Source organism: Spirosoma knui (assembly GCF_054780635.1).
In genome coordinates, this window is record NZ_BAAGVY010000006.1 from 1 (window position 1) to 23685 (window position 23685).

The following is a 23685-nucleotide window of genomic DNA, read 5'->3' on the forward strand; positions in this document are numbered from 1 at the left end:
CACTGGCATTGCTGCCCGTTCGACTTGCATGTATTAGGCCTGCCGCTAGCGTTCATCCTGAGCCAGGATCAAACTCTCCATCGTAAATATTAGTGTGATAAGATAAATCTCATCACGTTGTCATTAGCCTTTTGTACTAGCTTATTGATGTCAATATGTCAAAGAACTGGATCTCTTTCGAGATTGAGACCAACCGTTGTTGGTCTTATATGTTTGGGAGTGCAAAGGTACTCCGTTTTTCACTTCCTGTCAAGAAAAAGTTGAAGAAAATTTCAAACTTTATTTTATCAACTTTTTATATAACCCGTTGAAAATTAGCACTATGTCTTTCTTTTCGACGTCCCTTATCGTGTTTGGGAGTGCAAAGGTATGAGTCTATTTTAATGTATGCAAGTGTTGTCCGATTATTTTTCAAAATTTATTCTGCTTGCATAAATGGATACTTAAAATCTTGCGGAGCTACAAACGTTTCTTTAATCGTTCTTGCTGATACCCAACGTAATAGATTTAGCAAGGAACCTGCTTTATCATTTGTCCCAGATGCTCTGGCACCTCCAAACGGTTGTTGACCAACCACTGCTCCAGTAGGTTTATCATTGATATAAAAGTTGCCGGCTGCGTTTTCCAGTGCTTTGGCAACTTCGTTTATGACGTACCGATCTGCGGCAAATATGGATCCCGTGAGTGCGTAAGGCGACGTACTGTTCACAGTTTGAATGATACTGTCGAATTCATTTGGGTTGTACACGTATATAGACAAAACGGGTCCAAATATTTCTTCGCACATCGTGCGGTATGCTGGATCATTAACTTGAAGGATTGTTGGTTCAATGAAAAAGCCTTTTTTGCCATCGGAACCTCCTCCTGTTACTATTTTGACCTGGTCGCTTTGCTTTGCCTCATCTATGTAAGCCGTAATTTTTTTGAATGAGCGTTCGTCGATTACAGCGTTTACGAAGTTTGAGAAATCCTCAACACCTCCTATTTTGATCTGGGCTGCATACTCTTTCAACTTAACTTCAATAGCCTCCCAAAGCGAAGAAGGAATATAAGCCCTGGAGGCAGCTGAGCATTTTTGGCCTTGGTATTCGAAGGCACCCCGTATCAAAGCTGTTGCGACTTCATTCACATTCGCTGATTCGTGTACTAACACAAAGTCTTTTCCACCTGTTTCGCCGACGATACGTGGGTACGACTTGTATTTGCCTATGTTTACGCCAATCTCTTTCCAGATTGTTTGAAACACACCCGTGCTTCCTGTAAAATGAATACCCGCAAAATCTGGGTGGTTGAAAATTACCTTCCCAGCTTCTGGTCCGTCAACATATATTAGGTTGATCACTCCATCAGGTAGGCCTGCCTCCCGTAATACCTCCATTATTACGTTTGCTGACAGCACCTGCGTATAAGCTGGTTTCCAAACTACCGTATTTCCCATTAAGGCCGCTGATGTCGGAAGATTACCGGCAATTGCTGTGAAATTGAACGGCGTCAGAGCAAATACAAACCCTTCGAGCGGCCGATATTCCAAACGATTCCAAACGCCCGGGGATGAATTGGGTTGTTGCCGATAAATTTCAGTTGCGTACTGTACATTGAATCGTAAAAAATCAATTAGTTCGCAGGCTGAATCAATTTCGGCTTGATACGCATTTTTTGATTGGCCAAGCATTGTAGCTGCATTGATGCGGGCGCGGTAAGGTCCAGCTATCAGTTCGGCCGCTTTCAGGAATATGCCAGCTCTGTGCTCCCACGATAGAGCAGCCCATTGTTCTTTCGCAGCTAAGGCTGCTTCAATGGCTTGTTCTACATGCTGTGCATCACCTTCGCTAAAATAACCCAAGGTATGCTGATGGTCATGAGGTGGCGCTACTCTTAATTTACGATCAGTATAAACTTTCTGATCGCCTATGTACATGGGAATGTCGATCTCCTGTGATCTGAAATCGTTGATTGCTTGTTTAAGTGCTTCGCGTTCCTGTGAGCCAGGACGGTACTCTTTTACGGGTTCATTAACCGGAGTCGGTACGTTGAATATTCCAAAAGACATAATGAAGTGCTTAGTTTTTGCAAATTTACGGTTTGCTTTACTTATCCACTATTACACATAAGTTTTCCACATTTCGTTTCACTTATCTACGTTCATTGGACTGATTTAGCGTACTTTGTGATTTTACACTGACTATCTCTATGCGTTTTTATAGCACGAACAGTCCGCAGACAACGGTTACGATTGAGGAAGCTCTTTTTCACAGTATGCCAGCTGACAAAGGCTTATATATGCCCACACCTTTGCCCCAGTTAGGCGCTACGTTCTTTGAAGATATTGCAGGTCTTTCTTTAGCTGACATCGGTTTTGCTATTAGTCAGTCTCTATTCAAAGCAGAAATCAATAAGGCTGATTTAGAAGAGTTGACTCATCGTGCTCTGCCGTTTGATACGCCTGTAGTTGAATTGAAGCCTGGTGTAACCAACGTATTGGAGCTATTTCATGGGCCCTCCCTTGCCTTTAAAGACGTTGGGGCTCGATATATGGCGGCTTTAATGTCCTACTTTTCCAAACGTAACGATAAAGAGATCAACATTTTAGTAGCTACATCCGGCGATACGGGTGGAGCCGTTGCGATGGGTTTTCACAATGTTCCTGGCGTACGGGTAAGTATCTTATACCCTAGCGGACGGGTTAGTGATTTGCAGGAAAAGCAGCTCACCACGTTGGGTGGCAATATTCAGGCGTTTGAAGTAGATGGTTCTTTTGATGACTGTCAGGCTATTGTAAAACAGGCGTTTGTTGATAGCGAGCTGAACGAGAGCTTATCGTTGTCCTCCGCTAATTCAATCAACATCTTTCGGCTAATTCCTCAGGGTTTTTATTACGTGCGGGGTTACGGCCAAGTACGTCATCATGGAAAACCCGTAGTGTTCTGTACCCCAAGTGGAAACTTTGGCAACTTAAGCGCTGGGGTAATGGTGCAAAAAATGGGCTTACCTGTTGAGCATTTTATAGCTGCTACCAACTTGAATGATGTTGTACCAACATTTCTTAAGAGCGGACTTTATACACCGAAGGATTCAGTAGCAACGATTTCGAATGCGATGGATGTGGGTAGTCCCAGCAATTTTGTTCGCCTAGCTCATTTGTATGGGGATAGCTATGAAAAAATTGTTGATAACGTTTCGGGCTACTTTTTCGACGATGATCAAACTCGGGCTGGCATGAAGCAGCTGTTTGAGCAATATGGGTACGTAGCATGCCCTCACACCGCTATTGGACTTATGGGACTCCAGGCGTATCAACAGCAACGTACTCAATCTTTCACAGGAGTTGCTCTTGCTACTGCCCACCCGTCAAAGTTTAAGCCGCTGGTGGAAGAAGTACTTGGTCAACCGGTTGAAGTACCCGATCGACTCGCTATCCTTGCGGATCGTCCTAAACAGAGCATTCGCATTCCCGCTGAGTATTACGCATTCAAGGAATCGTTATTACAGACGGTTTTATAAGAACTACCTGATCAAAAAAAACGGCTAAGAATAGATGTTCTTAGCCGTTTTTGTTAGTTCACTGTATCTCCTCGCAGCGCCCTGAATCGTTTTCTGGCCTCCGCTCCGTATATGCTTCCGGGATACTGGGTAAGCACTTTCTGGTAGGACTCCATGGCAGCTGATTTGTCCTTCAACCGTTCTTCGAACACTTTGCCTTGTGTAAACAAAGCGTCATCACCCAGAATATCGGTGGGATAAGTCGCCACAATTTTCTTCAAGTCCTCAAGCGCTTCGGCATTTTTCCCCTGCTTTAGGTACGTATTCGCTCGTAACCAGAGAACCTCATCCGCCAAACTGTGCTCAGCATACTTTGTCCACATCTGGTTCAACTTATCCACAGCTTCGTCGGTTTTGTTTTGAAATAGCAATAAGTCGATAGCAGCGTATTCCCGCATGGCTGCTTCGGTACTATCCATGCCAGTGTTGTCGATGATCAGCAGACTTAGCTGTTCTGCATCATTCGCAATTTCACGCGACGTAGCCAGTTTCAGGACATCCAGTATATCCTTTGACACCGCAAAATCTCCTTTGTAGTAATGAAGCTTCGCATTTTTCAACTTTGCTTCATACCCCAACAATTCTTCTTTCTGCGACTTTTCGACCTGCGAATACAATAGGGTCGATTCCCACGGTTCGCCTTTTAGCAGGAAAATATCGCCTTTGTCCAGCTTGCACCGGTCGACAAAGTTTTTATCAGTCTTTCCTAAGTCAATTGCTAAATCCAAGACAGTAAGCGCGGTGTCTTTGCTATCTAAATAGTTGCCATACAGGTTAGCGGTACTACGTAGTGCTTCGAGCGTTTTGCTGTTCGTACCTATCTCCTGAAGCATGCGCTGATAATCGCCGATAAGCTTTCGGATTTCGAGTTTATCAACGGGGTACGTATTCTTCACTTGCTCCTCACGGGCATTTATAACCAGTCGACGCGCAAACGGATACAGTTGTCCCTGTGGATACGTGGTGGTTATATATTCAAACGATTCGGCTGCGGTTTTGTACTCTTTGTTATTCAGAGCCAACATGCCCAGATCGTATACACGTCCGCCATTTAGCTTTAGGCGTTTGTCAGTAGCCTTTTCCTGAAGCAGCGCCCGGCTGAATTTTTGCTTTTGGACGAAATACCAAATCAGCAGTTCATTATAGGCTAGTTCGTTTGGCTCCTGCTGTATTTTGCTGTAGAGCGCTTTCTCTACCAGCGGTTCGTCTTTTGTGTTGATGTATCCCTGCAAGGCGGCAAGTACAGCTTCTTTCTTGTCGCCTTGCTTACCAGTTAGTATAATTTCATCAATTGCTTTTTCGGTTTGTCCGGTCGACCGGTAGAGCGTCATTAAATCCTCACTGTAAGCCGCAGGATCCTTTCCGGCCTCTCGGGCCATTTCAAGTGCGCGGATGGCCCAGCGGGCTTCTCCGGCTTCGTTGAAGGCTGATGCGAGCTTCTCGAGCTTAGCGGTTGATGATTTACTGGATTGTAGAGCTGCCGTGTACTGCGCCTTCGATTGAATGGTGTCACCTTGCTGAGCGGCAAGCTGTCCAGTTAACAGTTCGTAGTATGGCCGATTGAGGTCATCGCTTCGCTGCTGCTTTTTCAAAAACTTAATTGCATCATCCGACTTGTTCACCCGCTGTAAGCTATACACATATTTTGACAGCCGGCCCCAGGTCACTTCGGACTTGAGCAACTTGCTGTACTCATTAGCGGCCTTCTCAAATTCGCCCGCCTTATAATACTCATCAGCTAACGTAGCTGCGCCGACTTGCCCTCTAACCTGGCTACCCATGGCTAAGCACAATACCAAGACAATACACTTTAGCCTTATTAACATTTTATATAAATCTATTTTTAAAGAAACGTTATTATAACCATTAGCTGTGTGGAAATGTGTATAAATAAGTTGTCCACGCTTACCTTCTTACTATGTGGATATTAATGCGGCTTTATCCACCTACCGCTTATCACTTATCCACTTGTAACATATTCACTTTAAAGTAAATAACATTTTATCCACAATTTGTGTGTTGATTTATTGTGGATTAGTGAATAAGTTTTATGCACGAATTGAGTTGGGGAAATTGTGTGGAGTTGACCGTTGACATGTTGACGTTTTTCCACAATAATGGACCTCGTAATGCTTATTGTGGATTACTCCTCTTTTGATCCACAAGTTCTAAACAAGATGTATACATGATGTCCACAGTCAAGTTTAAGTTATTCACATACTTATCTACATAAAAATTTAACTTTTTTAATTTTGAATAGACCTTTAGACGGCGAGTGCAAATAAACTTGGGTACCTATATGTTGTACAACTATTATGCCTTTCTAAAGAGATACGTAATACTAGAGTACTGGCCGCTTCGCCCAGCTTTCAGGTTTGACTGTACTCCGACTTGTACACTCTTTACATAATCTGTTTTGCCAGTTTGATATTGGGTACTTAGCATGGCTATATAGAATGCATCGAACAGCATTGGCTTTTTATCCACCAGCTTAAATCCATATTTGTTAAATAAAGGCTGAATCGTCGATGGTGTAAAATGATACAGATGCCGGGGCACATCATAAGCGGCCCAGTATTGTTGAAAGTGCATGGCATCATACGATGCAGAGTTCGGAACCGCGATCAATAACGTACCGTTTTTAGAGAGCAGCGAATGCAGCTTTACTATAGCTTTCTCGAGGTCCGCTATATGTTCCAGTACGTGCCACAACGAAATAATATCATAGCTCTGCGTATCGCCAATATCTTCCAAGCTAGCCTGAACTGGAATCTGAAGTTTATCGATTGCTTTCTCTCTGGCATCGGAGTCTGGTTCCATACCCATTATTTGCCAACCTCCATTCTTACAGGTTTCAAGAAAAGCACCCGTTCCGCAACCCACGTCCAGGATGCTTCCTTTTCCTTTGTTAAGCGTAGTGATGAGGTTGAGCTTTGAACATAATGTGTAATTACGGACAGTGCGATAGGCTGTACTAATTAGCCCGTTGCCTGAATCGTTGTGAGAAATGTATTGGTCGGATTCATAATACGTACCGATCGACGCAGAATCTGGTCTTGGGTTGGTTAACCGGAAGCTACATTGCTGGCACTCTTGTATCACGAAATCCTGCTGACTAACCAGATAATCTTTACAGATGAGAAAGTTTTTAAACTGTGTGCTGCTACAAACGGGGCATTGCGTTACGGTTTCCAAAGTAGTTGATTCGCTATAGTTACAGAAAAAGCCCTTAAATCGTACGACTTAAGGGCTGATTGAGATGAGGTAATTAACGGCCCATGTAGACCAATAATATAGAAACGTCTGAAGGACTAACTCCACTGATACGTGATGCCTGTCCAATGGTGGCTGGGCGAAGACGTTTTAGTTTTTCTTTTCCTTCGTACGATAGAGCTTTTAACCGGTCATAATCGAATCCGGGATTAATGGACAAGTTCTCCCACTTATCCAGCTTTTCAGCGTTGATCTTTTCACGGTTCAAATAATCCTCGTATTTAATTTCGATCACAGCTTGTTCTACTATCTCGTCTTCGGTCTCCCCTATTTCGGGAACCATCGAGAGCAGTTCTTTTACGTCGTCCTGTTCAATTTCAGGTCGTTTTAACAAGGTGTAAAGGCTGCTTTTTTCCCGTAGTTGAGCGCTGTTTTTAGTTGCTAACCAGGTATTAATTTCATCCGGCTTAAGCTTCGCCGACTTAATATTGTTCGTTAACTGAGCTAAGCCTTCACGCTTATTAACCATTGCCGTGTATCGCTCCTGCGAAGCAAGCCCTATGGCGTATCCCTTTTCAGTTAACCTTAAATCGGCGTTATCCTGACGTAACAATGTCCGATACTCGGCTCTTGATGTGAACATTCGATACGGCTCTTCTGTCCCTTTCGTGATCAGATCATCTATTAAAACGCCTATGTATCCTTCGGAACGTTTGACCGTAAATTCAGCTTCTTCCTGAACATTTCGGTGGGCGTTTATTCCAGCCATCAGGCCTTGACAGGCTGCCTCTTCATAGCCGGTTGTGCCATTTATTTGACCCGCGAAAAACAGATTCGACACCAATTGCGTCTCCAGCGTTGGCTTTAATTGAGTCGGTGGAAAGAAATCGTATTCCACAGCATATCCTGGACGGAACATCCTTACGTTTTCGAATCCTGGAATTTTACGTAGTGCATCGTACTGCACTGCCTCGGGTAAAGACGTTGAAAATCCATTTACATAGACTTCCACGGTATCCCAACCTTCAGGCTCTACGAAGATTTGATGGCGATCCTTGTCGGCAAATCGATTAATCTTATCTTCTATTGATGGACAATATCTGGGGCCAAGACCTTTGATTCGGCCGGTGAACATAGGCGATTTTTCAAACCCTGTCTTTAATTCATCGTGTACAGATTGATTTGTATACGTGATCCAGCAGCTCCGTTGTTTGGTAAGCGCGGGTGTATCGGTGTACGAGAATCTACCCGGTTTTTCGTCGCCAAGTTGTTCTTCCATCAGGTCGTAATTTAAGCTACGACCATCCACTCTTGGTGGCGTACCTGTTTTCATTCGGCCTGACTCAAAGCCCAAGCCAACGAGTTGTTCTGTCAGACCGGTTGCCGCCCGTTCCGCCGTTCGTCCTCCGCCAAATACTTTTTCGCCGATAAACATTCGTCCATTCAGGAACGTACCATTTGTTAATACAACGGCTTTGGCAAAGAATGTGATTCCGAGACTTGTTTTGACACCTTGTACTCGATTATCCTTCACGGCTACTTCAGTTACGCTGTCCTGCCAAAAGTCAATGTTGCGGTTTTCTTCCAGAGTTTTTCTCCATTCCCACGCAAACAAATTACGGTCGCTTTGACAACGTGGGCTCCACATGGCAGGACCTTTAGAGCGATTTAGCATACGAAATTGAATCATACTCTTATCGCTAATTATACCTGACATGCCGCCTAATGCATCTACCTCGCGTACGATCTGCCCTTTTGCAACGCCACCCATAGCCGGGTTGCAAGACATCTGAGCGATAGTCTGCATATTCATTGTGATTAGCAAAACCTTCGAACCCATGGTTGCAGCTGCACTTGCAGCTTCGCATCCTGCGTGTCCTGCGCCCACAACTATGACGTCATAATTTGAATGCATTCCTTTTCTGTTTTAGAAAAATGTTTCACGTGGAAACTTTTCACAAAGTTGACAAAACTTGTTGAAAAGATATAGTTGACAAAAGGCAAACAAAAAACCGCAGTCCTTTGTGCCAAGGACTGCGGTTAAATATGTGACAAACCCTATTTACCTAAACGTTGCAAATACTGATTCGCTTCCTTTTTGTAAAACAGGTTATAATTCGGACTAACTGATCTAAGCACTTCAACTTGTTTTACTTTGTTCGAAAAATTAGTCGAATCGAAAAAGGATGGTGAACTGCGCTTAGTTGATTTAGCCGCTTCTGCTTCCCGCTTTGGATCTTCCTCTTGCTGCTTTAAAGCTTTTTCAGATTCCAACAACCTTGTCAAGATTTCGTTTTGACGATTGATCGTATTTGGATTAACCCGCTTATTCACCAAGTCTGTTTCGGTTTCATCCATTTTTTCCATCAGTTCTTTAACTTGCTTTTCCTGCTGTTTGCCAGCTTCAGTCCCCTTTGCATTCTCCTCGAGCTTCTTAAGCATATTCCTGATCATAGCTTGCTCAGCAGCCATTTGAGAAAGTTCTTCAGATAATCCCCTCCCCGACTTACCGCCCTTCTGTAACTCTTTCATACGGGCATTAAGCTGCTTTTGCATTTCACCCATCCCCTCACCCAGCTTTTGGCCTTTCTTGCCTTGTTGACCTTTACCAGGCATAGCCATTGCATTCATCTGTTGCTGCATGTTCTTCAGTACGTCGCTTAGCATAAGCGCTAAGTTATTGATTGACGTCATCGCGAATTGTTGTTTAGAAGCAGCCATGCTAAGACGACGATCACGCAATTGCTGAACGCTTTCGTCCATGTAAAACTTCATATTTGTTAGCTCTCTGGTCACAAACGATTGAATCTGCACAACCCGGCTTGCTAACGCATTCAAACTATCTTCAATGATTTTCGCGTCATCCTGTAATTTAAGCTGCTCTTGAGAAAGCTTGGTAACACGAGGGTCTTGCAAGCTCATACCGCGGAAATCTTTCATGACCCGCTCCTGGCCGAACGATAACGTAATCAGATTCTCAAGAATGTTACGGAGGTCATCCATGTTCTCCTGCATTTCCTGCATCTCGGCAGATTGCATAGATTCTTTCATGGATTTGCTCATAGCCCGCATTGACTTGGCTGCCTTGCTCTGCGATGAAGCCGCTTTTTTACCCTGGTTCTGCTTCATCTGTTTCATAGCCTCCTCCATCTGCTTCTCAATTTCCTTCTGCTCTTCTTCAGAAGATTCCGGCTTGTTGAGGTCATCTTTTTCAGCTTCCTTTTCAATCTCTTTCAGCTGCTCCTCAGTACTCTTAAAATCCTCCTGAGACTTCTCCTGCTGCTTTTGTTGCTCGTTAGTTGTCTCGTTTTTCTTAGCGCTTTCTTCCGCTTGCTTATCTAGTTGTTCTGCCTGCTTCTCTAGGTTTTCAGCAACGTTATTAACCTTCTGCTCCAACTGCATCTGCTTGAATAACTTCAGCGCACGGTCCAAATCACGTTCCATATTACGTTCTTTGCGGCTCAGGCGATCAAGCATTTCAGAAGCTTTCTCATCCTGCTTACGCTCCAAAAGTTGCTTCAACTGTTCATATAATTGTTTGGACTCTGGGTCCAACAATTCGTTGAAAAGCTTTTGAAGTTGCTCCATCTTATCCTGAAGCGATTTGTTCTTCTCTGCAAAACGTTGCTGCGTATCGTTCGTTTTCTGGAATTGCTCCTGAAGCTTTTGAATCTCTTTCATCAGATCCTCTCGCTTCTGCAAAATATCCTGAAGCTGCTTCTTGTCTTGGAAGTCGGATGTCTTCTTCGTACGCATCCGGTCTTCCATAGTGTTCAACTCTTTCTTAATCGCCTGAGTTTTGTTTAGCGCGTTGTCTATTTGTTGCTCCGTTTTTTCGGCAGACTGATCGACCTGTTTCTGGATTTCGGCGTTCGTGGGAATTACAAAATTCAATTGATTCGACCGACTCGATTTAGGACCGTTTACCCCGTCGTTATCCCACACCTGTACAAAGTATTCCAGTCGATCTTCCTGGCCAAGCTTCAAACTGTCCAGGCTCCAGTTATAGACAAAGTTCTGTGAGGTAGTCGACCGGCTTACTGGAATATCTTTCGAGTACAACGGAGAGGATTTACCATTGCGAGTAATCTTAAAATTCAACCGAAGTTTTGAGAATCCGTAATCGTCTGATAGTAAGCCAGATAAGGCAATGTAATTATAAGTAACCGTATCTTGAATTCGATCCACTGAAATCTGTGGATAACGGTCTGGAATTACCTGTACATTATATTGAATCGATGAGGGAGCTGCAACCTGGCTATTCTTTAATGACACCGTATACGTAGCGTTTTGCATCAATCGACGGTTCACCGAGAACGTATTGGCATCGATCAGTTGCGCTAACAGAGGCTTCGGATCTGTATTGAACCGTAACTTTAGTGAATCGGTATGATCAGCCGCAAATTCCCAATGCACAACAGTACCCTGTGGAATCAGAAGGTTACCGACGTTAGAAAGCTGCTCCGTGGGTTTGTTCAGATAAGCCGGATAATCGAGTCGGACATTGAATGACAAGACAGCGGGACGATCCAGCAAAGACACTTTGTACTCGGGAGAATTATAACCCGCAGCTTCGAGGTGAAAATCCAGACTACGTTGAAGATTATCGAACGTATAATTGAATTGGTCACCCGATTGATCAAGCTTGAACCGCGTGCCATTAGCGACCACGTATACCGTTTGTGGCAACGCATTCCCAACAAGTTTCACGGACAAAGGGAAATCTTCATTACGGAACGCTTTCAACGATTTGTTCTGAACAACAAACTGAAAGGGGGCTTCCTCCACAAATTCCTGGTTATAGTTGACCAGTCGCGTCGACGAGCTTGTGAAAAATGCTGGATTGATAATCAGGATTGCCAGAATCAACGCTAACGGAGGAATCGCATATTTCAAAAACTGACGGTTCCGACTAATCTGGATAGCATTGGCGAACCGATTAATCAATAACTGCTCGGAGCGTTGATTTAAGCTGGCCTGGAGTAGATCGCTTTGGTCAGATGATATTCGTTGCAGCTGAAGAGTGTTCAACAGCTTATCCCCTACCTCCGGGAAGTACGTACCAATCTGCCGAGCTGCTTCATCATTGGACAAAGGTTTGTTAAGCCCGTACAAACTCATCAGCGGTTTGACGATGAATAAGTATAAGCCAGCCAAGGCTGTAAGTAAGAAGCCAAAAAACAAAGCAGCCCGGCCTACCGAGCTGAATCGCCCAATAAACTCCGCTGTATTGACAAACAAATAACCAGTTCCGAGGAGACCTACAAAGAAGAGAGTACCTTTTACGAGCTGATTCTGAAAATAACGTTTTTTATACTCTTCAATACGTTGAAGTAATACTGTGTATGCGTCCGACGGCTTCATAGAAATTCAGGTTGAGCGATTAAATCAATACCGACTGGAAATACTGAATAACGTGTTCTTTAAGGAAATTCTCCTGGCCTAGTAAATCGGCATGAGGAATCGGTTTTTGAATTGACCACTGTGGCCATCCCTCCTGATCGTATCCCTCAAAAGCGTAGTAACCAGATTGACTTAATACGCGGCAAACGGCAATGTGCATAAGATCCTGTTTCGCTTCTTTAGAGTAGCGTCTAGGACCTTTCCCCAATTCTTGTACACCAATAAGAAACAGGACAGCGTTGAGGTCGGCGGGTCGCTTACCGACCAACGCTTCAAGCTGGTCGAGCAGGTCTTCCCATAACTCATCTATAGGCTTTTCGTTCACGATGTTAGATCGATTATTCTCTAAATTACAACGTTTTCTCTTATTAAACGAACGCTACCCATGTTTCGGTTTATCCACGCCATTGTAAACGATTTTGTCGATCTTCTCTACCCTACTTTATGTCTTGGATGCCGTCAATCGCTTCGGTCAAACGAAAAAATCTTATGCACAACTTGTCGAATTAACCTTCCTGAAACAGGGCAGCATCGGGAGCCTTATGACCAAAATCTACTCAATAAGCTTGCCGGAAAAGTGCCGGTGCGTTTTATAGCTTCCTATCTTCATTTTTCGAAGGGAGGTGTAGTGCAAAAAATCGTTCATCAGGTTAAATACAGAGGCCAGAAGGAAGCCGTTAAAGAGATAGCTTCGTGGTACGGTCACCAGCTGAAAACAGAAAGCCAGCTTACTAAAGACATAGACGTAATAATTGGCGTACCGTTGCACAAAACCCGCTTACAGCAACGAGGCTATAACCAGGCCGATTGGATCGCTCAGGGGCTTTCTGAAGCGTTAGAAATTCCAATGCGTACAGACGTACTGCTACGTTTAAAATTCAACGCATCCCAAACCCGAAAGAATCGAATAGAACGCTGGGAAAACGTAAAAACTGTATTTGCTGTAGCCGATCAAAATGAAGTGAAAGGCAAGAACGTAGTGTTGGTCGACGATGTGCTCACAACCGGGGCGACCATTGAAGCTTGTGCGATTGAGCTACTAAGAGCCGGTTGCCGATCCGTAGGCGTATTGACGATTGCTGCCACAAAGCACTGACAACAAAAAAGCCACCCATTGCTGAGTGGCTTTTCAAACGTATTTCGGAAGCTCTATTACTTATTCCGGCCAACACCGATCATAGCGCAACGGAAACCGATCATAGCCGTAGCTGAATCCTGATCAAGGAATCGGCGTGTACCCGGCGATAACCAGTACGCTACGTCGTTCCAGGAACCGCCTTTGTAGACCCGAAGTCTGTCGTCAATTAACGACTGCCTGTTCTTCGTGTCATAGTTCTTGGCATCATCCAGATACCCGTTCCGGCGAATAGGGTTTAGGTCGTTTACATCTTGATAAGACAGTGGACGATATACGTCATACACCCATTCGTTTACGTTACCAGCCATATTATATAGACCAAAGTCGTTGGCGGGATATGCATAGATCTCTGCGGTAATAATGGCGCCATCATTCGAGCGGCCAGCGATACCGGCATAGTCACCACGACCGCGTTTGAAGTTCGCAAGCATTTGGCCTTGCTTACGGCCTTTCTTCGGGTTACGTACCGATGAGCCATCCCACGGATAAATCCGCTGGTTGATCTGGTTTTCATCCATGTACTGCGTACCGATAAGCGCTTTAGCCGCATATTCCCACTCGGCTTCGGTTGGAAGCCGGTAGTCTGGCAGAATCATACCGCTCTCAAGACTGGGCTTAGCCGGAGCCGTAGACGCTGTTGCCTCAGCTAAAGCAGGATCTTCAGCTTTCTTGGATTTCCGTTTCAGCGAAAAACCACCGCCTTTTTTCTTTTCACCGCCACCCTTGGCCAGTTCGTTGTTGACGGCATTTGACCGCCAAACGGCATAGTCACTCGCCTGTACCCACGATACGCCAACCACCGGATAATACCGGAAAGCAGGATAGCGAAGATATTGTGTTACGTACGAGTCGTTAAACGAAAGCGGATTTGCCCAAACAGTAGTATCTGGGAGAGCTGCCTTGACCACTTCTTCCGAGGAGTCGCGCGTAATGGCGCTTAAGTATTCGAGATAGTGAACATTGGCAATCTCCGTTTCATCCATGTAGAAAGACTGGATCGAAACGGTACGTTCGCGGTTATCACGCGTGTTCATTACGTCCTCTTCAAGAGCACCCATTGTAAACCGGCCCCCTTCAATGAAAACGAGGTTCGGTCCTGCCTTCTGGCCGGCAAACTTCTTGACCTGGAAACCGTCTTTCTGGTTATAAGCAATCCCCGTCGCCGTACTCTTCTTTCCTGGCTGCACGCTGGTCGGGTGCTTGGACTTACAGGATGCCAGGGCTGCCGTTGCCAGCAGCACATAAGCCGCTCGCTTGAGGTGATACTTGTGAATCATTGCTCTATTTTGTGTAAAACGTAAGTGCAAACTTAATATAATAGATTCAAGACATCAGCCGTAAGAGTTTTATGGAAAAAGAACGGGTATTCATTTCTCCGAAACCATTACGTTCCTCGTCTCTTAACTTGTCATCGCGCCAAGTATTTCATCCAGCTGTTCAACTGATTCTACGTTAGCATGGGTGAAAATAGGCCGACCTTTCGATTCCTTCAACGAGCACTTGGTTGGGTTTCGCTTGATATAGTCAATTACCTTGCCAAATTGGTCAGACTTGAAGAAGTCATCATTCCCGTTAGAAACGAAGTATCCTTTCAGGATATTATTCTTAAGCGTCAGTTTTTCAAGGTATAATCGTTCGGCTTTCCAACGAACGGTTACCATTTTGATCAGGTTTTCTACCTCTTCAGGCATAGGACCAAAGCGATCGAGCACCTCCTGACGAAACGCCTGAAGTTCTTCGTTGTTTTGAATACTGTCCAAGCGGGTATACAACGCTAATCGCTCCGAGATATTTGATACGTAACGCTCCGGGATGACAACCTGCAAATCGGTTTCAATAACTGTGTCAGGAAGGGCCACTTTTAAACTGCCGGGTGTGCTCTCAAACAAGTCTTTGAACTCAGTTTCGCGTAACTCCTGAACGGCTTCATCTAACACTTTATGGTACATTTCGAAGCCCAGATCATTTACAAAACCGCTTTGCTCTGCTCCCAGCAAGTTACCAGCTCCCCGAATATCGAGGTCACGCATTGCGATTTTAAAGCCTTCGCCTAAGTCAGAGAAGTCTTCCAGCGTTTGAAGCCGTTTCCGGGCATCAGCCGTTAAGACAGAGGGCGGGGGTGTTAGGAGGTAACAGAATGCTTTCCGATTCGATCTTCCGACGCGACCACGCATCTGGTGTAAATCTGACAAGCCGAAATAATGCGCATTGTTAATAATAATAGTGTTCGCATTTGGAATATCGAGTCCTGATTCGATGATGTTCGTTGAAACCAGTACGTCGTATTCCCCTTCAATAAACCGGGTCATAACGCGTTCGAGCTTGTCGCCTTCCATTTGCCCGTGTGCTACGCCAATACGTGCCTCAGGTACCAGGCGCATAATAAGGTTACCAATGGACTCAATGTCATTCACCCGGTTGTGGACAAAGAACACCTGCCCTCCACGCCGAATCTCGTAGCTTACTGCATCACGTACGGTTGCTTCGTTGAACGGATGTACCTCCGTTGTAACGGGCTGACGGTTGGGCGGAGGTGTAGCAATGACAGAGAGGTCACGAGCACCCATTAGTGAGAAATGCAGCGTCCGCGGAATTGGTGTGGCGGTGAGCGTCAATACGTCCACTTCAACGCGCATTTCTTTTAAGCGGTCCTTCGTCTTTACACCAAACTTCTGCTCTTCATCGATGATCAACAGACCCAAATCTTTGAATTTAATGTCTTTGTTGACAATCCGGTGCGTACCAATCAGAATACCAATTTCGCCGGAAGTGACACCCTTCAGAATCTCTTTTATCTGAGCTGTACTCCGAAACCGATTGATGTATTCAATCTTGACCGGAAAGTCTGCCATGCGGTCCATAAATGTCTTATAATGCTGCATGGCTAGAATGGTTGTCGGTACAAGTACAGCCACCTGCTTATTATCTGTCACTGCTTTAAACGCAGCCCGGATGGCAATCTCCGTCTTACCAAAGCCAACGTCGCCACAAACCAGCCGGTCCATGGGGTGTGGGCGTTCCATATCGTCTTTAACGTCGTTGGTGGCCTTAGCCTGATCTGGCGTGTCCTCGTATAAGAATGAAGATTCAAGTTCCGCCTGTAAGAAGCTATCGCGGCTGTAGGCATAGCCGGGTGCTGACCGGCGCTTTGCGTATAGCGCGATCAACTCACGGGCGATGTCTTTAACCTGCTTGCGGATTTTAGACTTCTTCTGCTCCCATTCCTGCGAGCCGAGCTTACTCATGGTCGGCGGACCGCCCTCCCTGCCGCTGTACTTCGCGATTTTATGCAGGCTGTGAATACTAACCAGCAGAATGTCATTATCGCGATAGATCAGGCGAATAGCTTCCTGTTCGTTACCAGCGTGATCAACCTTTTCCAAGCCGGCAAATCGTCCAATGCCGTGGTCGACGTGTGTTACGTAGTCGCCTGGCTGAAGCGTCTTGAGCTCACGTAGCGTAAGCGCTTTCGACTTCGAAAACTTGTCCTGAACCCGGTATTTATAATACCTGTCGAAAATTTGGTGATCGGTAAAGCAGGCAATTTTTAGGGCATCGTCGATGTAACCTTCCCGCAACCCGATGTTCATGGGCTGGAATTTCACAAATGGATCGAGCTCCTCGAAGATCGTGCGTAAGCGATCGAGCTGCTTGAAGGATTCAGCCGCGATAATGTTGGTATAACCCTTTGACTGGTTCTCAGCCAATGTATCGACTAAGCGCTTAAAATCTTTATTGAACGAAGGCTGAGGCTTAGAACTGTATTGTTGGCGGCCTTCCGTTTTGAAATAAAACTTACGGCCAAACTCTACCGTGCGAAAGCCTTTTAGCTCGTTCAGAAATGTCCGGCGTGTTTCAAAAAGTTCACCCGGGTCAGATACGACCTGAATACCTCCACTGCTTGCCAACACGGAAGTAAAACTCTGCTCGGCTTTCTCATAGCACTTTTCAATGATCTCTAGCGTAAACTCTACATCCTTAGCCCAGACGGTTGTATCGGCGGGTAGAAAGTCAAAAAAAGGCTCCCGAGTTTCTTCAATAAGCTTGGTTTGAATATTTGGGATAATATTAATGAAATCAACGGGATCGGTTGATAACTGCGATTCGGGATTGAATTTTCGAATGCTCTCCACTTCATCGCCAAACAGATCAATCCGATAAGGGAACTCGCTGGCAAACGAAAACACGTCAATAATCCCCCCACGTACCGAGAACTGACCAGCTTCGTAAACGAAATCCGTTTTTTCGAACTCGTAATTCTGAAGAAGTTCAGATACGAAATTTGTATCCACCTTCTCCCCTACCCGAATCGTCAGCGTGTTCTCCTGCAACGAGCGTTTGTTAATAACTTTCTCCGACAACGCTTCAGGATACGTTACCATCAGCAACCCACCTTTCGGGGCCGGATTGAGCTTATTCAGCACTTCAGCGCGCATCAATACGTTCGCATTTTCTACTTCTTCGTACTGATACGGCTTTTTGTACGACATCGGAAAAAGCAGCACTTCACGACCCAGCAAGTTCTGTAGGTCGTTGAAAAAATAAGCGGCTTCGTCACGATCGGTTAAAATGTACAGGTGATTGCCGCTAACTGACTTATAAATGGCCGATGCAAATACGGCGTCAAGGCTTCCGGCTAACCCCTTTATCTGAAGGCGCTGTGGTTCACCAGACGGTTTACGGCTAAACGGCTCGGCCAGCAGTTTTGTATAACTATCGTCGGCGTATAAGCCGAGCAATTCTTCCGGTTTCAAGCGATGTTCAGTTTGTAATGATCAAACACGAAAAGCCGCTGGAAGTACATTCCAACGGCATAATAAGTAACAGCAAGGCGAGGAAATTTGTTGCGCTACAGCTCAGACATCAGCGCATAATCGATATTTTCCTGATCGAGCAGCTTTTTGATGCGGGGACTGTCCTCAAAAACGATCACAATTTCTTTTTTATCGGCCAGATCATCTTCATCGTCAACCCACTTCCAGTCTTCAGCGGTAGCGTCCAGAATGTTCAGGACGCTACCCATCTTGGCCGGATCGCGCTCTTTGCTAATCAAGTTATTGGTGTTCGTGAAATAAATAACAATCTGTTCGTCTTCAAGCCATTGCAGGTCGTTCAAAGCATCATTCAGCGCATCCAGATTAAAGCCGAAGTCTGGAATTTCGAGCAGATCAGCGATTTCTTCGTAAAACTGTCGAAGGGTAAGGGTTTTCTTGCCGTCGATGTGAGCAATGAAGGAATCGGAGAAGTGTTTCTCTAACTCACTTTCTGACTGACTGATGAGTATGTTGGGTGTCATTTGATTTCTACGAATGAATTGTAATGGTCGCGGGTGTAATAAGCCCGGTTATCGGAACCCGTAATTAAGCGTTCGGCCCCTCGGTTTTGACCTCTGATTTTTGGGTTAACATCCCATTCCTGATACCGTATCCGCTGGCCAGAGGCATCAAGTTTGGGTAAGTGGTTTTCAAAGTTACCAAATGTTCGTCCGCCAACGTAACCATCAGGTGCCCGCCTGTTCTTCCGAATGTAATCAAGGACCTGCTTTACTTTAGCTGGTACGTTATCGACCGACGTATCATCTGCTTTATAAGTCGACCGTGTTGACGTCTGATCAACCTTGTTACGCTTATGTTTATGATGCTTACGTGACTGACGCTCGGACTGGTCCTGCTGATAAGTCGTTTGAGTTGATTGATCGTGTTGATCGGTGCGGCAGCTAACGCCAGATAGGAAATACAGCGATAACAGCGCGATCCGCCAGAAACAGCGAAAAAAATACATGGTAGGGCTTCGTTTGATAACAAGCCAAAATTGAACAAAAACTGCCCGCCTACAAAAAAGCCCTCGCTAATGGAGGGCTTCAATGCTATTAATTCAACGAAAAGAGCGGGATTCGAGCTGCAACCATGTTGTGGAACATCAGCTCGGTAATCATGGGCGTCATGTATTTAATGAGCGGAAATTCGGAGATAGATTCCATTACTTCCAGCTCTGAATCAGCCTTGAAAATACACCACAATTTCTGACGATCGATTGACAACGAATACGATAGCAGAGACCCTTTTTCCATTAATTCTTCCACCTTAAGCCGTTGAGCAGGGATGCGGTTCGCAAAACCTTCGTCCATTACGACCGGAAGATCAAATTCTACCATGTATTGGCTCATAAGCAGTATTGTTCAGCGTGAGCCGGTTGCAGTCCAGGTTATTTGCCCGCACTACGCTGCACCGGCTATTAGCAAGTTAACAATCTTTAGCTCATCTTCGTTGATGGTATGCTGAAAATTTGGGTACAGTTTAGTCGTTACATCCGCGCCCATACGTTGAAAAACAGCTTCCGTTTCCAGAACGCGTTCTTTGGGAACGTGCGAATCAACATCGCTGCAACCCAGGAATATGGGCGTTTTATCGAATGAGCCCTCATAGCGACGGGGCGTACCTTCAGGGCCTATGAGACCACCACTTAGCCCAAAGACACCGCCGTATTCCATGGCATTACGTGCAATAAACTCCAGCAGCAGGCAAGCGCCCTGCGAAAAACCCAACCAGTAAATTTGCGACGGCTTAACGTTGAAATCGGATTGTAATCGCGCCCGGAGCCCAACCAGCACCTGCAACGCAGAGGATAAATACGGTTCGTTTTCCTCCGTGGGTCGCAAAAACGAGTGCGGATACCACGTATTGTTCGTCGCTTGTGGAGCAACGAAGGCAAAATCATCAGAGTCAATGTACTCGGATAGCGATAAGATGTCCCGCGCCGAGCTACCACGACCGTGTACCATCACCATCACCTTATGGGCTTCTTCAAATGGTTTTCCGGCGGTGACTATATTGTTAGGGTTATGAATCATGAGCTGTACCAGTGATTAGTTATCGCTACGTATCCGGTAGCATTTAGGAGAAACGCTACCGGATACGTAATGCTTACCGAACAATAATTTCAGGTAGTTCTTTCTCTAACGTAGCACGACGAGACTCATACTGCGGTGGCAATTTCAAGCCGGTACCCAACTCGGCAACCGGTTCATCGACAGCAAAGCCCGGCGGGTTCGTAGCTACTTCAAACAGAATGCCGCCTGGCTCGCGAAAGTAGATGCTATGAAAGTAATTCCGGTCCTGCACGGGCGTAACATGATACCCAGCCTCAATCAGTTGATGCTGAATGAGGAGCTGAGTTTCGTCCGTATCCGTTGAGAAAGCTACGTGGTGAACAGACCCGGCTCCCTGCAGTGAACGTACATCGTTCGGCGAATGAAGCACGTCTACGTAATTGCCGGGGCCACCATTTCCAGCTTTAAACCGAAAACGGCCTTCCTCCTCCCCTACCAAGGTGTGCTGCATAAGTTCGGTCAGCAGCTTAACCGTTCGATCAGGATTCGATTCGTTTAACGTCACCGTGTGAAAACCACGTACCGCGTATTCTAACGGAATTTGACCATTACTCCAGCCAGCACGTTGATCTTCATCGTTGAAAACAAGCTCAATCCCCATACCATCGAAGTCTTCAAAACGAAGGTACGTTTCCGAAAACCGTTTGTATGGGCCTGCGTATGGAATGTTACGTGCGTGCAGCCGATCCATCCAGAAGCTCAGGGAAGCCGTTGGGACAGAAAAGGCTGTGTAGGTTAACTGACCTATCCCTTTCCGACCACGTGGAATGTCGCCATAGGGGAAGAACGTCAGGATCGATCCCGGAGAACCCGTCTCATCGCCGTAGTATAGATGATACACATCCGGCGCATCGAAATTGACGGTTTTCTTAACCAGTCGAAGTCCTAAAATGTCGGTGTAATAATCAATATTACGTTGGGTGTCGCCAGCGATTGTGGTGACGTGGTGCAGACCATTGATGAGCGTTTCCATAGGGTTGAAATTATGAACTGGTTGAAAATGTTTAGTTTCTTTTAATAATGTTATTACATTTAATGTATATACATCAAAACTATAAATATTGTTCCATAAAAAAAGTCCGAAGTATGAACTCCGGACTTTTGCACACAGTTATTGGCAAAAATTATTCTTTTAGGAAAGGATAATCAGCCTGCATATAAACATCTTTGTACGCTTCGTCGGCAGATGGATATGGCGACTCTTCAGCAAACTTAACCGATTCATCGACAATGCCCTTGATCTTTTGATCAATAGCCGTCAACTCCTCTTCCGTAGCGATTCCCTGCTCAAGGATCCGAGCTTTAACCAATTCGATAGGGTCACGCTGCTTATACTGCTCAACTTCGTCTTTACTACGGTACTTCTGCGGGTCCGACATCGAGTGGCCCCGGTAACGATACGTCCGGAATTCCAGATACGTTGGGCCTTCGCCAGCGCGGGCACGTTCGGCTGCGCGGCTTACGGCTTCGTGAACGGCTTCTACGTCCATGGCATCAACCGGCTCCGAAGGCATATCGTACGACTCACCGATGGTGTATAATTCTGTTACGTTCGACGTACGCGCCACCGACGTTCCCATAGCATATCCGTTGTTCTCGACTACGAAAATAACGGGCAGTTTCCAGAGCATGGCCATGTTGAACGCTTCGTGCAGCGCACCTTGCCGAACGGCTCCGTCGCCGAAGAAACAGATGCAGAGGTTACCGGTCTTGTTGTACTTTTCGGCAAAGGCAATACCGGCACCCATTGGAATCTGAGCACCAACGATACCGTGGCCACCCATAAAGTTGACCGACTTATCAAAGATGTGCATCGATCCGCCTTTACCTTTCGAAGAACCCGTTTGCTTTGCAAACAACTCAGCCATAACCGCTTTTGGGTCAGAGCCAAGGGCAAGTGGGATACCGTGGTCACGATAAGCGGTTATCCACTTATCATCCTTTGTTAAAGCCGAATAAGATCCAGACGAGCCAGCTTCCTGACCAATATACAGATGGCAAAAGCCCCGAATTTTTTGTTGCCCGTAAAGCTGCCCGGCTTTTTCTTCAAACTTCCGTTGCAACTGCATGGACTCATACCAATACATATACCGCTCCTTCGGATGCTGTGTTTTTGTAGGTTGCGGAGTCATGCCGTTTTGCTTAGTTTTCTCTTTGACGCTTGCCATGAGGAGTGAGTTCGATAAATCAGCAATCGCTGTGTTGACCGTCTGCGAGGTTCATTAACCTAACAAACCGGCTTTATCTTTGTTGCCAATGTTAGTTTGTCATCAAGCTGATTAGTGGCTGACAGTTAGTTCACCAGGCTGCTCAATGACTAACTGGCTGCAAAGACAGCTGCGAAATTACGCAATCTCGCGTTATGGGCCATACGTATGCACCTTGAAAAGCTGAGCCTGACCAATTTTAAGAACTATGAAGACGGCCGTTACCTGTTTGGGCGGCAGGTGAACATAATTGTTGGGCCTAACGGGAGCGGGAAAACGAATCTGTTAGATGCCGTCTATTTTCTGGCGCTCAGCAAAAGTGCGTTCCAAAGTCAGGATGCGCTCAGCATTTTGCACGATGCCGATTATTTTATTCTCGACGGCATATTTGAGGAAACGATAGCTACGGGTTCCGAGGGACAATTGCACGAACGGCCTGTGCAAATTACCATCAGTTTGCAGCGAGGACAGCGTAAGGTGTTAATGGCCGATAAGAAACCGTACGAACGTGTCAGTGAGCATATTGGCCGCTTTCCGGTCGTGTTGGTTGCGCCCAACGATACGGATCTTGTACGAGAACACAGCGAAGATCGTCGTCACTTTTTCGATGGCGTATTGTCGCAGCTCGATCCGGATTATCTGCGCGATTATTTGATGTATCAGCAGGTGTTGAAGCAGCGGAATAGCCTGCTTAAGCTGTTTGCGGAGCGCAATCAGGTTGATAACGACATGCTCGATACCTATGATGTTCCGCTGTTGGAAATCGGTCAACGAATTCACGACCGTCGTGATCAGTTCGTTAAGGAGTTTTTACCCAGTTTTCGGGCGCATTATGCCTATCTGAGCGACGAACGGGAAGAGGTTAATATCGTTTATGAATCGGAAGTAAGCGATCCTGATTTCGTGGAGGAGTTCCGACACTTTCGCCGACGTGATACCGTATTACAGCGCACAACAATGGGGGTGCACAAAGACGATTACGGATTCATGATTGGCGATGTGGCCTTAAAAAAGTTCGGTTCGCAGGGGCAGCAGAAAACCTTTGTGATTGCCTTAAAACTAGCCCAGTTTAACCACCTCGAAGCCAAAAAAGGGATCAAGCCGATTCTGCTGCTGGATGATATTTTCGACAAGCTGGACGACCAGCGCATCGGTAAACTGATCCGGCTGATGGACGAAGGAGCTTTCGGGCAGCTTTTTGTTACCGACGCCCGCCCCGAACGTACCCGGGAATTGCTCAGGCAGGTCAAAGCGGACGTTCGGTTTTTTGAGATAAACGCTCAGCGGTAGATTAG

General features: G+C 45.8%; 17 protein-coding genes and 1 rRNA gene. 3 read left to right on the plus strand and 15 right to left on the minus strand.

Going from position 1 to position 23685, the window contains the following annotated elements:
- Positions 1 to 84 (minus strand): 16S ribosomal RNA (locus ACYVIY_RS14055); the annotation flags it as partial.
- Positions 85 to 418: 334 nt separating this feature from the next.
- Positions 419 to 2050, minus strand: coding sequence for an L-glutamate gamma-semialdehyde dehydrogenase (gene pruA / locus ACYVIY_RS14060; RefSeq protein ID WP_460976994.1), 1632 nt, complete (start codon positions 2048 to 2050; stop codon positions 419 to 421).
- Positions 2051 to 2190: 140 nt separating this feature from the next.
- On the opposite strand from pruA, the gene thrC reads away from it, so the two are divergent.
- Positions 2191 to 3501 (plus strand): threonine synthase, encoded by a 1311-nt coding sequence (gene thrC / locus ACYVIY_RS14065; RefSeq protein WP_460976995.1) that lies wholly within the window; start codon positions 2191 to 2193, stop codon positions 3499 to 3501.
- Positions 3502 to 3554: 53 nt separating this feature from the next.
- Here the strand turns inward: thrC and ACYVIY_RS14070 are convergent, their stop codons facing one another.
- The 5 genes from ACYVIY_RS14070 to ACYVIY_RS14090 form a co-directional block, all read right to left on the minus strand.
- Positions 3555 to 5321 (minus strand): tetratricopeptide repeat protein, encoded by a 1767-nt coding sequence (locus ACYVIY_RS14070; protein WP_460976996.1) that lies wholly within the window; start codon positions 5319 to 5321, stop codon positions 3555 to 3557.
- A 532-nt stretch (positions 5322 to 5853) separates the two neighbouring features.
- Positions 5854 to 6735, minus strand: a complete 882-nt coding sequence (locus tag ACYVIY_RS14075) for a class I SAM-dependent methyltransferase (RefSeq protein WP_460976997.1) — start codon at positions 6733 to 6735, stop codon at positions 5854 to 5856.
- Positions 6736 to 6808: 73 nt separating this feature from the next.
- A complete protein-coding gene (gene mnmG, locus ACYVIY_RS14080) occupies positions 6809 to 8668 on the minus strand; it encodes a tRNA uridine-5-carboxymethylaminomethyl(34) synthesis enzyme MnmG (RefSeq protein WP_460976998.1) in 1860 nt (619 codons plus the stop codon).
- Positions 8669 to 8811: 143 nt separating this feature from the next.
- Positions 8812 to 12117, minus strand: coding sequence for a DUF4175 family protein (locus tag ACYVIY_RS14085; RefSeq protein WP_460976999.1), 3306 nt, complete (start codon positions 12115 to 12117; stop codon positions 8812 to 8814).
- 19 nt (positions 12118 to 12136) lie between these two features.
- Entirely contained in the window at positions 12137 to 12481 is a 345-nt protein-coding gene (locus tag ACYVIY_RS14090) for a hypothetical protein (protein WP_460977000.1), read from the minus strand.
- 60 nt (positions 12482 to 12541) lie between these two features.
- On the opposite strand from ACYVIY_RS14090, the gene ACYVIY_RS14095 reads away from it, so the two are divergent.
- Positions 12542 to 13252 (plus strand): ComF family protein, encoded by a 711-nt coding sequence (locus ACYVIY_RS14095; RefSeq protein WP_460977001.1) that lies wholly within the window; start codon positions 12542 to 12544, stop codon positions 13250 to 13252.
- 56 nt (positions 13253 to 13308) lie between these two features.
- On the opposite strand, the gene ACYVIY_RS14100 is transcribed toward ACYVIY_RS14095, so the two are convergent.
- From ACYVIY_RS14100 to pdhA, 8 genes are all read right to left on the minus strand, one after another.
- Entirely contained in the window at positions 13309 to 14571 is a 1263-nt protein-coding gene (locus ACYVIY_RS14100) for an SUMF1/EgtB/PvdO family nonheme iron enzyme (RefSeq protein ID WP_460977002.1), read from the minus strand.
- A 123-nt stretch (positions 14572 to 14694) separates the two neighbouring features.
- The gene (gene mfd / locus ACYVIY_RS14105; RefSeq protein WP_460977003.1) at positions 14695 to 18048 is read right to left on the minus strand and encodes a transcription-repair coupling factor; all 3354 of its coding nucleotides are present in this window, start codon (positions 18046 to 18048) and stop codon (positions 14695 to 14697) included.
- A 95-nt stretch (positions 18049 to 18143) separates the two neighbouring features.
- The gene (locus ACYVIY_RS14110) at positions 18144 to 18590 is read right to left on the minus strand and encodes a barstar family protein (RefSeq protein ID WP_460977004.1); all 447 of its coding nucleotides are present in this window, start codon (positions 18588 to 18590) and stop codon (positions 18144 to 18146) included.
- Positions 18587 to 19075, minus strand: coding sequence for a guanyl-specific ribonuclease (locus ACYVIY_RS14115; RefSeq protein ID WP_460977005.1), 489 nt, complete (start codon positions 19073 to 19075; stop codon positions 18587 to 18589). Before ACYVIY_RS14115 ends, ACYVIY_RS14110 begins: the two co-directional genes overlap by 4 nt.
- An 88-nt stretch (positions 19076 to 19163) precedes the next feature.
- Positions 19164 to 19460: a muconolactone Delta-isomerase family protein gene (locus tag ACYVIY_RS14120; protein ID WP_460977006.1), complete on the minus strand. Its 297-nt coding sequence runs from the start codon at positions 19458 to 19460 to the stop codon at positions 19164 to 19166.
- Between the two features lie 51 nt (positions 19461 to 19511).
- Positions 19512 to 20144, minus strand: coding sequence for an alpha/beta hydrolase (locus tag ACYVIY_RS14125; protein ID WP_460977007.1), 633 nt, complete (start codon positions 20142 to 20144; stop codon positions 19512 to 19514).
- A gap of 73 nt (positions 20145 to 20217) precedes the next feature.
- On the minus strand, positions 20218 to 21156 hold the full coding sequence (locus ACYVIY_RS14130; RefSeq protein ID WP_460977008.1) for a ring-cleaving dioxygenase: 939 nt from the start codon (positions 21154 to 21156) through the stop codon (positions 20218 to 20220).
- A 151-nt stretch (positions 21157 to 21307) separates the two neighbouring features.
- Complete coding sequence (gene pdhA, locus ACYVIY_RS14135; protein ID WP_460977009.1) at positions 21308 to 22351, minus strand: pyruvate dehydrogenase (acetyl-transferring) E1 component subunit alpha; 1044 nt, start codon at positions 22349 to 22351, stop codon at positions 21308 to 21310.
- A gap of 207 nt (positions 22352 to 22558) precedes the next feature.
- Here pdhA and recF point away from each other — a divergent pair, with 207 nt between their 5' ends.
- Positions 22559 to 23680, plus strand: coding sequence for a DNA replication/repair protein RecF (gene recF / locus ACYVIY_RS14140; protein ID WP_460977010.1), 1122 nt, complete (start codon positions 22559 to 22561; stop codon positions 23678 to 23680).
- Positions 23681 to 23685: the final 5 nt, after the last annotated feature.

Coding starts and splice junctions, on each gene's coding strand:
- pruA (WP_460976994.1), bottom strand. CDS start 2,050: ATGTCTTTTGGAATATTCAACGTACCGACTCCGGTTAATGAACCCGTA.
- thrC (WP_460976995.1), top strand. CDS start 2,191: ATGCGTTTTTATAGCACGAACAGTCCGCAGACAACGGTTACGATTGAG.
- ACYVIY_RS14070 (WP_460976996.1), bottom strand. CDS start 5,321: ATGGGTAGCCAGGTTAGAGGGCAAGTCGGCGCAGCTACGTTAGCTGAT.
- mnmG (WP_460976998.1), bottom strand. CDS start 8,668: ATGCATTCAAATTATGACGTCATAGTTGTGGGCGCAGGACACGCAGGA.
- ACYVIY_RS14085 (WP_460976999.1), bottom strand. CDS start 12,117: ATGAAGCCGTCGGACGCATACACAGTATTACTTCAACGTATTGAAGAG.
- ACYVIY_RS14095 (WP_460977001.1), top strand. CDS start 12,542: ATGTTTCGGTTTATCCACGCCATTGTAAACGATTTTGTCGATCTTCTC.
- ACYVIY_RS14100 (WP_460977002.1), bottom strand. CDS start 14,571: ATGATTCACAAGTATCACCTCAAGCGAGCGGCTTATGTGCTGCTGGCA.
- ACYVIY_RS14110 (WP_460977004.1), bottom strand. CDS start 18,590: ATGACACCCAACATACTCATCAGTCAGTCAGAAAGTGAGTTAGAGAAA.
- ACYVIY_RS14115 (WP_460977005.1), bottom strand. CDS start 19,075: ATGTATTTTTTTCGCTGTTTCTGGCGGATCGCGCTGTTATCGCTGTAT.
- ACYVIY_RS14120 (WP_460977006.1), bottom strand. CDS start 19,460: ATGAGCCAATACATGGTAGAATTTGATCTTCCGGTCGTAATGGACGAA.
- ACYVIY_RS14125 (WP_460977007.1), bottom strand. CDS start 20,144: ATGATTCATAACCCTAACAATATAGTCACCGCCGGAAAACCATTTGAA.
- ACYVIY_RS14130 (WP_460977008.1), bottom strand. CDS start 21,156: ATGGAAACGCTCATCAATGGTCTGCACCACGTCACCACAATCGCTGGC.
- pdhA (WP_460977009.1), bottom strand. CDS start 22,351: ATGGCAAGCGTCAAAGAGAAAACTAAGCAAAACGGCATGACTCCGCAA.
- recF (WP_460977010.1), top strand. CDS start 22,559: ATGCACCTTGAAAAGCTGAGCCTGACCAATTTTAAGAACTATGAAGAC.